This is a genomic window from uncultured Methylovirgula sp. (assembly GCF_947646745.1).
Classification (GTDB): domain Bacteria; phylum Pseudomonadota; class Alphaproteobacteria; order Rhizobiales; family Beijerinckiaceae; genus Methylovirgula.
The window spans coordinates 17858-28244 of the sequence record NZ_CANSHK010000042.1 but is presented as its reverse complement, the minus strand read 5'-3'; the positions used below and the strand labels follow the sequence as shown (position 1 = coordinate 28244).

The 10387-nt window shown below is 64.7% G+C and carries 11 protein-coding genes and 1 pseudogene; 7 read left to right on the top strand and 5 right to left on the bottom strand.

Annotation, left to right across the window (positions count from 1 at the left end; translation table 11 throughout):
- The 3 genes and pseudogenes from Q0025_RS12390 to Q0025_RS12380 form a co-directional block, all read left to right on the top strand.
- A pseudogene (locus Q0025_RS12390) lies at positions 1-698 on the top strand (F0F1 ATP synthase subunit beta); the annotation flags it as partial.
- A 1-nt stretch (position 699) separates the two neighbouring features.
- Positions 700-948 carry a hypothetical protein gene (locus Q0025_RS12385; protein ID WP_297299550.1) on the top strand — a complete coding sequence of 83 codons (249 nt, stop codon included), beginning with the start codon at positions 700-702 and terminating at the stop codon, positions 946-948.
- 17 nt (positions 949-965) lie between these two features.
- Positions 966-1367, top strand: a complete 402-nt coding sequence (locus Q0025_RS12380) for a F0F1 ATP synthase subunit epsilon (RefSeq protein WP_297299548.1) — start codon at positions 966-968, stop codon at positions 1365-1367.
- Between the two features lie 19 nt (positions 1368-1386).
- On the opposite strand, the gene msrA is transcribed toward Q0025_RS12380, so the two are convergent.
- Genes msrA through msrB form a run of 3 tightly spaced genes read right to left on the bottom strand, consistent with a single transcriptional unit; the run spans position 1387 to position 4386 of the window.
- Positions 1387-2088 (bottom strand): peptide-methionine (S)-S-oxide reductase MsrA, encoded by a 702-nt coding sequence (gene msrA / locus Q0025_RS12375; RefSeq protein ID WP_297299546.1) that lies wholly within the window; start codon positions 2086-2088, stop codon positions 1387-1389.
- Between the two features lie 9 nt (positions 2089-2097).
- Positions 2098-3879 carry a cytochrome c biogenesis protein DipZ gene (locus Q0025_RS12370; RefSeq protein WP_297299544.1) on the bottom strand — a complete coding sequence of 594 codons (1782 nt, stop codon included), beginning with the start codon at positions 3877-3879 and terminating at the stop codon, positions 2098-2100.
- A 9-nt stretch (positions 3880-3888) separates the two neighbouring features.
- The gene (gene msrB / locus Q0025_RS12365; protein ID WP_297299542.1) at positions 3889-4386 is read right to left on the bottom strand and encodes a peptide-methionine (R)-S-oxide reductase MsrB; all 498 of its coding nucleotides are present in this window, start codon (positions 4384-4386) and stop codon (positions 3889-3891) included.
- A gap of 134 nt (positions 4387-4520) precedes the next feature.
- On the opposite strand from msrB, the gene Q0025_RS12360 reads away from it, so the two are divergent.
- The 3 genes from Q0025_RS12360 (at position 4521) to Q0025_RS12350 (ending at position 7488) form a co-directional block, all read left to right on the top strand.
- Positions 4521-6326, top strand: a complete 1806-nt coding sequence (locus Q0025_RS12360; protein ID WP_297299540.1) for an ATP-binding cassette domain-containing protein — start codon at positions 4521-4523, stop codon at positions 6324-6326.
- Positions 6327-6393: 67 nt separating this feature from the next.
- Complete coding sequence (locus Q0025_RS12355; RefSeq protein ID WP_297299537.1) at positions 6394-6975, top strand: YqaA family protein; 582 nt, start codon at positions 6394-6396, stop codon at positions 6973-6975.
- Between the two features lie 6 nt (positions 6976-6981).
- Positions 6982-7488: a disulfide bond formation protein B gene (locus Q0025_RS12350; protein ID WP_297299536.1), complete on the top strand. Its 507-nt coding sequence runs from the start codon at positions 6982-6984 to the stop codon at positions 7486-7488.
- On the opposite strand, the gene rlmN is transcribed toward Q0025_RS12350, so the two are convergent.
- Positions 7489-8703: a 23S rRNA (adenine(2503)-C(2))-methyltransferase RlmN gene (rlmN, locus tag Q0025_RS12345; RefSeq protein ID WP_297299534.1), complete on the bottom strand. Its 1215-nt coding sequence runs from the start codon at positions 8701-8703 to the stop codon at positions 7489-7491. It lies immediately after the preceding gene.
- Between the two features lie 57 nt (positions 8704-8760).
- Between rlmN and Q0025_RS12340 the strand changes: the two genes are divergently transcribed.
- Complete coding sequence (locus Q0025_RS12340) at positions 8761-9486, top strand: SIMPL domain-containing protein (protein WP_297299532.1); 726 nt, start codon at positions 8761-8763, stop codon at positions 9484-9486.
- 21 nt (positions 9487-9507) lie between these two features.
- On the opposite strand, the gene Q0025_RS12335 is transcribed toward Q0025_RS12340, so the two are convergent.
- On the bottom strand, positions 9508-10362 hold the full coding sequence (locus Q0025_RS12335; protein ID WP_297299530.1) for a methyltransferase domain-containing protein: 855 nt from the start codon (positions 10360-10362) through the stop codon (positions 9508-9510).
- Positions 10363-10387: the final 25 nt, after the last annotated feature.

Sequence of the window (10387 nt, the reverse complement as noted above, 5' to 3'; positions counted from 1 at the left end):
AGGGCCAGGACGTGCTGTTCTTCGTCGACAACATCTTCCGCTTCACCCAGGCGGGCTCGGAAGTGTCGGCGCTCTTGGGCCGCATCCCCTCGGCCGTCGGCTATCAGCCGACGCTCGCAACCGATATGGGCGATCTGCAGGAGCGCATTACGACGACGACCAAGGGTTCGATCACCTCGGTGCAGGCGATCTACGTGCCGGCCGACGATTTGACCGATCCGGCGCCCGCGACCTCCTTCGCGCATCTCGATGCGACGACCGTGCTGTCGCGTACGATTGCGGAGAAAGGCATCTACCCGGCGGTCGATCCGCTCGACTCGACCTCGCGCATGCTGTCGCCGCTCGTCGTTGGCGAAGAGCATTATAACGTCGCCCGCCAGGTGCAGCAGGTGCTGCAACGCTATAAGGCGCTGCAGGACATCATCGCCATTCTCGGCATGGACGAATTATCGGAAGAGGACAAGCTGACCGTGGCGCGCGCCCGCAAGATCGAGCGCTTCCTGTCGCAGCCCTTCCACGTCGCCGAAGTCTTCACCGGCTCGCCCGGCAAGCTCGTGCCGCTCGCCGAGACGATCAAGGGCTTCAAGGGCCTGATCGAAGGCAAATACGACCATCTGCCCGAGGCTGCCTTCTACATGGTCGGTTCGATCGACGAGGCGGTGCAGAAGGCCGAGCGGTTGGCCAAGGAAGCCGCCTGACATGAATTCGCGCGTCCTGTTCCTGATCGTCGGATTGGTGCTGGGCGCGCTTGTCGGTTGGCTGACACGGCCGGAGGCAACCGAAATGCGCCTCGGCCCGTTGCAGATCGAGGTTCAAGGCGATCATGCCGCCGGCGCGCACGACACCGGCAGCCTGACCAACGGCCAGATCCATCATATTGCGATTTATACGGTTGCTGGCGGCGTGCTCGGTGCGCTGGCCGGCCTGCTCGCCGCACGGCGCGCCTGAGAACGTGAGGATTCGCTATGCCGGCTTTCCCGTTTGAACTCGTCTCGCCGGAAAAGGTCGTTTTTTCGGGCGACGTCGAAGCCGTCGTCATTCCGGGCGTCGAAGGCGAATTCACCGTGCTCAAGGATCACGCGCCGACGCTGGCTTTGCTGAAGCCCGGCATTCTCGAATTCGACGCCTCGCCGACGCAGAAAACCAAGCTGTTCGTCCGCGGCGGCTTTGCGCAAGTCGCGCCCGAGGGGCTTACGATTCTTGCCGAGCAGACGATTGCGCTCGAGGAGCTCGACGCCGCCAAGATCGACGCCGATCTCAAGGATGCGGAAGAGGACGTCGCCGATGCCAAGTCGGACGAAGCGCGGCGCATCGCGACCGAGCGCCGCGATCAGCTGAGCGAGCTGAAAGCGGTGTTGAAGCTTTAATCGGCCATCTCGAACAGGCTTACTCGCCCGCCGTCCCCACCAGTTTCGCCTGCGGCCGGTAGAGCGCCGGGAAAAGCCGGCGCAGCGCCTCGATCTTCGGCAAATCATTTTCAGCGATATAGTCGTTATCGGGATGCAGAGTCGCATAGTCCTGATGATAGCCTTCCGCGGGGTAGAAGGCGCGGAAGGAATCGACGCGCGTCACGATCGGCGCGCCGAAGACATGCGCTTTGTCCAATTGCGCGATATAAGCCTCGGCGATTTTTTTCTGCGTCGCATCGGCGGCGAAGATCACCGAGCGGTATTGGCTGCCGACATCGGGACCCTGCCGGTTGAGTTCGGTCGGGTCTGTCGCCACCGAAAAATAGATCTGCAAAATCTTGCCGTAGCTCACGATGCGCGGATCGAAGGTGATGCGCACCGATTCCGCATGGCCGGTCTCGCCAGTGCCGACGAGCTCGTAATGCGCATTGGCGCGGCTGCCGCCGGAATAGCCCGAGATTGCCTGGTTGACGCCTTTCACATGCTGGAAGACGCCTTGCACGCCCCAGAAGCAGCCGCCGGCAACGACGATCGTTTCGAGATGCGCGCGCGGCGCTTCGTCGGCGCGCGGCGCTGGCACGCGCGCCGCAGGCTCGGCGTAGCTATGCGAATTCGCCCAGAGGGCGCCGGCGATCAGCGCCGCCGCGCCGAAGCCCAGAATCATATGCCGTTGTGACATGTCCGCCTCCTATCCAAAGGTGAAGGAAAAGGCCTGCACGCCAGGCTCAAGGAATTGAATCTCGAAGGTCCGGTCTGCGATCTGGCCGTTCTGGCGCACGAGCTGATAGAGCCGCTGTTCGGTCACGATGCCATTGCCTGCGGCGTCGACGTCGGCGCCATGGTCGACGCCCGGCGCGCGGCCATCGACGAGGATGCGAAAATGCACCGGCTTGCCGCCGGCGCCGGGTCCCAGCACCAGGTGCAGATCGCGGGCGTGGAAACGATAGGTGATCGAGCCTTCAGCGGCATCGAGCCCGGCACGTTCGCCGGCGATCGTCCAATCGCCGGTCAGGCCCCATTGGTTCAAGGCGAGCTTCGGCGTCAGCGCATAGACATGCGGCGTGTCGTGAACGGCATCGTCCGTCGAGGCGAAATTCGCCGCACGGTCATAGCCGATATAGGTTTCGGGCGATTGCACGTCGGCCATATCCGCCGCCGCTTCGGCGCCCTTTGCAGACACATTGACGATCCCGCCAGCGACGCCCGTGCGGCCGGCTTCCGCGAGAAGCTGCTGGATCACGTGCTCCGATCCGGCATAATCGCCTTCGCCGAAATGGTGATGGCGGATGCGCCCCTCGGCATCGATGAAATAATGCGCCGGCCAGAATTCGTTGTTGAAGCCCTGCCAGATCGCATAATCATTGTCGATCGCCACGGGATAGGTGACGTTAAGCTCGTTTACGGCGTGGCGCACGTTGTCGATGTTCTTCTCGAAGGCGAATTCCGGCGCATGCACGCCGATGACGACGAGGCCCTTGTCTTTGTACTTCTCGGCCCAGGCGCGGACATAAGGCAGAGTGCGCAGGCAATTGATGCAGGAATAGGTCCAGAAATCGACGAGCACGACCTTGCCGCGCAGGCCTGCCGCGGTAAGCGGCGGCGAATTGAGCCATTGCGTCGCGCCGGCAAGCGAAGGCAGTTCGCCTTCCACCGGCAAAGCCGACGCGGCCGCGGGCGGATGATGCGCTACCATCATCATGGCGCCGGCGCCGTCGTTCATCACGACCGAGGCCGTGGGCTTTTGCGTTTGCGCCCCGTCGATCAAAGCCTGTTCGAGCGCATTGGTCGGCGCCGCCGAGAGCCGGGTCAGAAGGCCGGTGTCGAAGCCAAGCGCGATGGCGGCGACGCCGGCAAGCACCGCGACACCCAAACCGCGGCGTATCCATTCGCCTGCGCCGAGCGCGCTCTTCATCGCCGCGAAGACTCGGCCGCCGATCAAAAGCACGCCGGCCAGTGACGTTGCGGCCCCCGCGGCATAAGCGAGGAGCAGAAGCGATGTCCCGGCATTTGCGCCCTGCAGCGCCGCGCCGGTCAGGACGAGGCCGAGGATCGGCCCGGCGCAGGGCGCCCAGAGGAGGCCCGTCGCAATGCCGAGGATCAGCGAGGACAGAACCTTCCGGCCGGTGCCCGCTTCCGAATCGGCCGAGAGCGCCAGGACAGCGCCGAGCGCCACGATGGGCCGCATCAGCCGGTCCGCGACGGCCGGCACGAGCAAGGTCACGCCGAAAACCGCCAGGAGCAGCATCGCGGCGATCCGGCCATATTCATTCGCATGCACCGCCCAGCCGCCGCCGACCGCCGCCAAGGTGGCGACGGCGGCGAACGTCAGGGCCATGCCCATCAGCATGGGCAGGCCACTTCTGAGGAAGGGCTGATCGGCGCGGGCGAAGACGAAGGGCAGAACCGGCAGAATGCAGGGGCTCAGGATCGTGAGCACGCCGCCGAGATAGGCGATCAGCGCGAGCAGCATCAACGTGCCTCAGGCCGTCGGGCCGGGAATGAATTTCAGCGCCACACCGTCCATGCAATAGCGCAGCCCCGTCGGCCTTGGGCCGTCATCGAAGACATGGCCGAGGTGGCCGCCGCAGCGCCGGCAGGAAATTTCCGTCCGCTCCATGCCGAGGGAATTGTCCTGGGCCTCGTTCACCGCATTCGGCAGCGGCGCCCAGAAGCTCGGCCAGCCGGTGCCGCTGTCGAACTTCGTCGTGGAGGAGAAAAGGTGCTGGTTGCAGCCGGCGCAGGCGAAGATGCCGGCGCGATGCTCGTTCAAGAGCGGGCTCGAAAAAGGCAGTTCCGTGCCTTTCCGGCGCAGCACATCATATTGCTGAGGGGTCAGAAGCCGGCGCCACTCGGCATCGGTATGGGTGATCTCATAGGCCGGCTCGGCTTTGGCGGCCTGGCTCTTGGCCAAGCGGCTGAAACCGAAGGCGGCAACGCCGGCAAAGCCGGCGATGGAAAATGCTCTGCGGGTCAGCATTTTGATTTCCTCTATCCCTAGGCTGGCAGCTCTCGCGATTTTAGCCGCCTTTGGCTAGGAGATACGAGCCGGACCGGCAGGGCGTTACGCCTCCGGCCCGCCTTCACAGACAGTTGAAAGAATAAACCCGCTTCATGGCCGCCCCGCTTCTCAGTCTTCAATCGATCCGTTTGAGCTTCGGCGGTACGCCGCTCCTGACGGAGGCGGAGCTCACGCTCGCCGCCGGCGACCGGCTCTGCCTCGTCGGCCGCAACGGCTCCGGCAAATCGACTTTGCTGAAGATCGCCGCCGGACTGGTCGAGCCCGACGGCGGCCGGCGCTTTCTGCAGCCGGATGCGAGCCTGCGCTATCTGCCGCAAGAGCCGGATTTTTCCGGCTATGCCACGGCGCTCGATTATGTGGCCGAAGGATTGAGCCCGGTGGACGGCCCGCACCTCGGCCGGGCGCTCCTCAACGAGCTTGGCCTGAGCGGCGAAGAGGATCCGTTGCGGCTTTCCGGCGGCCAAGCACGGCGCGTCGCCCTGGCGCGGGTTCTGGCGCCGGAACCGGACATTCTGCTGCTCGACGAGCCGACCAACCATCTCGATCTGCCGACGATCGAATGGCTCGAGGCGAAGCTCGCCGCCCTGCGCTCGGCGCTCGTGCTCATCAGCCACGACCGCCGTTTCCTGCACAATCTGACGAAGAAAACCGTCTGGCTCGACCGCGGCCTGACCTTCAACCGCGACCGCGGCTTCGCCGAATTCGAAGCCTGGCGCGACCAGATGCTGGAGGAAGAGGAGCTCAAACAGCACAAGCTGGCGCGGAAAATCGCCGCGGAGGAAGATTGGCTGCGCTACGGCGTCACCGCCCGGCGCAAGCGCAATCAGAAGCGGCTCGCCGATCTCCAAGGCTTGCGCAAAGACCATCGCGAGCATCGCCGCGCGACGGGGCAAGTGAAATTCGCCGCGGGCGAGGCCGAGGCGGCACCGGCGCTGGTCATCGAGGCGCGCAACATTGCCAAGGCCTATGGCGAGCGGCCGATCGTCAAGGATTTCTCGGCCCGTATCCTGCGCGGCGACCGGCTCGGCCTTGTCGGCGCCAACGGCGCGGGCAAGACGACGCTCATCAATCTCTTGACCGGTGTGCTGACGCCCGATGCCGGCGAGGTGAAGCACGGCGCCAATCTCGCCATGGCGAGCCTCGATCAGAATCGCGCCTCGCTCGATCCGGCGACGAGCCTGAAGGATGCGCTCACCGGCGGCGGCAGCGATTATGTCGAGGTCGCCGGCGCCCGCAAACACGTCATCGGCTATATGCGCGACTTTCTGTTCGGGCCGGAACAGGCAGGCACGCCGATCGGCCGGCTTTCCGGCGGCGAACGCGGCCGGCTGATGCTGGCGCGTGCGCTCGCTCAGCCGACCAATCTGCTCGTCCTCGACGAACCGACCAACGATCTCGATCTCGAGACGCTCGATCTGTTGCAAGAATTGCTCGCCGATTACAAAGGCACGGTGATCCTCGCAAGTCACGACCGCGACTTTCTCGACCGGATCGCAACCTCGGTCCTTGTCGCCGAAGGCAATGCCCGTTGGACCGACTATGCTGGCGGCTATTCCGACATGGTGGCGCAGCGCGGCCAAGGCCTCAGCGCGAGCCCGGTCCTGAAACCGGCCCGTGAAAAGACCGATCCGAAGGCGCAGATCGCCGCGCCGAAAGCCAAGCGCAAATTGTCCTTCAAGGAAAAGCACGCGCTCGAAAGCCTGCCGGCGCGCATGGAGGCTTTGCGCGCCGAGGCGGCGCGGCACAAGGCGGTGCTCGCCGATGCCGACCTCTATCGCCGCGACCGGGCGAAATTCACCGCGGCGACCGAGGCTTTGGCCAATGCCACAATGGCCCTGAGCGAGGCCGAAGACGAATGGCTGGCGCTCGAAATCCTCCGCGAGGAGATCGAAGGCTGACCTCTGCGCCCATCGGCCGGTATCGCCGCCCCGCGAATTTTGCTACCAGAGCGCTACGGCAAAGATTATGTTCAAAAAGCTTTATCAATGGACGCTTTCGCTGGCTGAAAGCCGCCATGCGCCTTGGGCGCTGGGGCTTATCGCCTTTGCCGAAAGCTCGTTTTTTCCGATTCCGCCCGACACGATTCTCGTGCCGATGGCGCTGGCGCGCCCGAAGCGGGCCTTCCTCTATGCGCTCATCTGCACCCTCGCCTCCGTCGCCGGCGGCCTGCTCGGCTATGCGATCGGCGCGCTGCTCTATGCGACGCTCGGCCAATGGCTCATCCATGTTTATGGCTATGGCGCACGCGTCAACGAGGTGCGCGCGCTTTATGCGCATTGGGGCTGGGCCATCATCCTCATCAAAGGGTTGACGCCAATCCCGTTCAAGATCGTAACGATCACCAGCGGGCTTCTCGCCTATAGTCTGCCGCTCTTTGTGCTGCTGTGTCTCATCACGCGCGGGGCGCGCTTCTTCCTGCTCGCCGCGGTGCTCAACCGTTATGGCGCGCCGATCAACGGCTTGTTAGAGAAATACTTCGGCTATTTCCTGCTGCTTCTTGCTGCCGCCGTAATTCTCGGCTTTGTCGTCGCCGCGCATATGGCGTGAGGGACGATGGGCGAAACCTATTTCCGTGATGTGCATGCCGCGCGTGCAGCATGGCTGATCCTCATCATCGCGGCGGCAACGATCGCCGGCGCCTGGATCTTCCAGGCTTTCGGCTATGCCCCCTGCGAACTCTGCCTCAGCGAGCGCATTCCTTATTATGTCGGCGTTCCCGTGGCCGCGGCGACGCTCGTCTTCGCTCTGCGCCGTAGCCGCGTTCTGATGCTCACCGGATTCATCCTGCTGTTCCTGATCTTTGCATTCAGCGCCGGCTTCGGAATCTATCATGCCGGCGTCGAATGGCATTTCTGGGCGGGACCTTCGGCCTGCACCGGCGATGCGCTGACCAAGGTGACGACGATGCAGGATTTCCTGCATCAATTGCAGACGCAGAAGGTGGTGCGCTGCGATGCGGTGGCGATCCGCATCTTCGGACTTTCGCTGGCCGGGTGGAACGCGTTGATCTCGGCGGCGCTGGCAATCATCGCCGTCTGGGGCGTGCGGAAGGTCGGCTGATTATTCCGCTTCCGCCGCGAGCCTTGCCCGGGCGCGCAGCTTTTCCGTCTCGCTCTTCAATTGGCCGCAGGCAGCGAGAATGTCGCGGCCGCGCGGCGTGCGTACCGGGCTCGCATAGCCGGCGTCGAAGACGATGTCGGAAAAGGCTTCGATCTTGTCCCAATCCGAACATTCATACTGCGTGCCCGGCCACGGATTGAACGGGATCAGATTGATCTTGGCCGGAATGCCCTTGAGCAGCCGCACCAGTTCGCGCGCCTCTGCGGGCGAATCGTTGACGCCTTTCAGCATCACATATTCGAAGGTGATGCGCCGCGCGTTCGAGGCGCCGGGATAGTCGCGGCAGGCGGCGAGCAGATCCTTGATCGGATATTTTTTATTGAGCGGCACGAGCGTGTCGCGCAGGTCGTCACGCACCGCATGGAGCGAGATGGCGAGCATCGGACCGGCCTCGGCGCCGAGCCGTTCGATCTGCGGCACGACGCCGGCGGTCGAGACGGTGATGCGGCGTTTCGAGACCGAGAGCCCGTCGCCGTCGGCGAGAACGCCGACCGCATCGCGCACATTGTCGAAATTATAGAGCGGTTCGCCCATGCCCATGAAGACGATATTGGTGATCGGCCGCGTCTCGCCCTGCGGCAGCAGGCCGTTCGTCGGCGGGGTCAGACCGGGAAAATCGCCAAGCCTTTCGCGCGCGACGATGATCTGCGCGACGATCTCCCGCGTCGTCAGATTGCGAACGAGTTTCTGCGTGCCGGTGTGGCAGAAGCGGCAGGTCAGCGTGCAGCCGACCTGGCTCGAAATGCAGAGCGTGCCGCGGTCGCTTTCCGGAATATAAACGCATTCGACCTCGGCGCCTTTATCGGTTTTGTCGACGGGGGCGAGGCGCAGCAGCCATTTGCGCGTGCCATCCTGCGAGACCTGCTCGCTCACGACCTCCGGCCGCGCCAGGCTTTCGTGCGCCGCGAGCGTGCTGCGCAAGCCCTTGCCGATGTTGAGCATCGCGTCGAAATCGCGCGCGCCCTGGAAATAAAGCCAATGCCAGAGCTGCGCGACGCGCATCTTGATCTCGCGCTCCGTCACGCCATGCGTGCGCAAGGCCTCGGCCAGTTCGGCGCGGGTGGCGCCGACGAGCGAGGCTTTGGAGGTCAGCGTGGCGTCATCATCTCGCCGCACCGGCAAGGATGATGGCGAGGTCTCGGCATGAAAATTCATAGTCGCTATGTAGCATCGGGCGGCTGATTTCTCCACTCCTGCGCTAAGGACGGTTTCATGGCTCCTGTTCGCCTTGTCGTGGCTCTTGCTTTCGGCCTTGCGGCGCCCGGTGCGGCACTGGCGCAGGCGGCCCTGGTCGATTCGGTGCCCCATATCACCGTCGTCGGCCACGCCCGTACCGAGGTCGTGCCCGATCTCGTGACCCTTTCGCTTGCCGTCGTGACGGAACGGCCCAAAGCGGAGGCCGCCGCCGCGGCCAACGCCCAGGCCGCGCAGGCGATGATCGACGCGATCAAGGGGAACGGCATCGATCCCAAGGACGTGCAGACGAGCGAAGTCTCGCTGACGCCCGTTTACGACAGCCTCTCTGATGCCGAAGGCCGCGGCACGGGCCAAAAATTGCGTGGCTATCAGGCGCGCAACGGGGTCACCATCCGCCTGCGCGATGTCGGCAAGGCCGGGGCGCTTGCCGCCCGCCTGATCGACAGCGGCGCCAACGAATTTCAGGGCATTAGCTTCCGCGCGAGCCATGAGGACGAGATTTACGCCAAGCTCAATGCGGCAGCGATGCAGGATGCGTTGCGCCTGGCCAAGGCCTATCTGCCGGCGGCGGGCGTAAACCTCGGCCGGGTGCTCGAAATCGCGCCGAACGATCAGGGCGGGATCCAGCCGCGCATTTTCGCCAAGGCGATGGCGCCGATGGCCAATGTGCCGATGACGCCGGGAACGTTGACCTATGATTCGCAGGTGCGCGTGACTTGGGAACTCGTGCCGCATCCTTAGGGCGCGTGGCGATCGCCGGTGCTAGGGCTTGCGGAGGGCCTCCGCGAGCGAGACTTGCCCGCTGCCGGGCTTCAGCGGTTTCTGCTGGCTTTCGTGCGGCGCCCAGCCGGAGAGAAAGATCAGCTCGAACGTGGCGCGCAGCCGCCCGTCGGCATCGGCATGGTCGCGCGCATAAATCTCGGCGGCGCGGAGAAAGAGCGCGCGGCGTGTCGGCCGCTTGATCCGTTCGACGAGCGCATTCGTCGTCCCCATCGCCCGCAGGTCGGCGAAGAGAGCGAAGAGATGCGGATAACGGACGGTGAGGGTTTCGACATCGGCGACCGGCAAGGCAAAGCCGGCGCGTTGCAAGAGGCCGCCCATGTCGCGCAGGTCGGCGAAGGGCGCGACGCGCGGCGAGACGCCGCCGGCGATGTCCGTCTCGGCTTCGGCCAGCGCCGCGCGCAATTCGCGCAGCGTGGCGCCGCCGACGAGACAGCCGAGGAAGAGGCCGTCGGGCCGCAAGCTTCGGCGGATTTGCGCCAGCGCGCCGGGCAGATCGTTGACGTCCTGCAACGCGAGCGCGGAGACGGCGAGATCGAAGGCCTCACGTGCGAAAGGCAGGCGTTCGGCATCGCCGATGACATTGGCGCCGCCAGCCGACGCGAGATGCGTCACGCATGCGGCCGGATAGTGCGCGGCAAGGCGCGCGCTGAGCAGCGCCAGCGGCGTCCCGATATCGCCGATCGCCGAGAATTGCCGCATGACGGCTTGAAGACGCTCCACAATCTCGTCAGCCGCCCGCGCCAGGAGAAAATCGGCAGGACCGCCTGCCAGCGCGCGAGCGTGCCGCCGGCTCTGCAGGGCGCGATCGAAAATGAGAAAACTGCTCGGTGCCACCGCCCCTTTTAGCGCATTGCGGCGG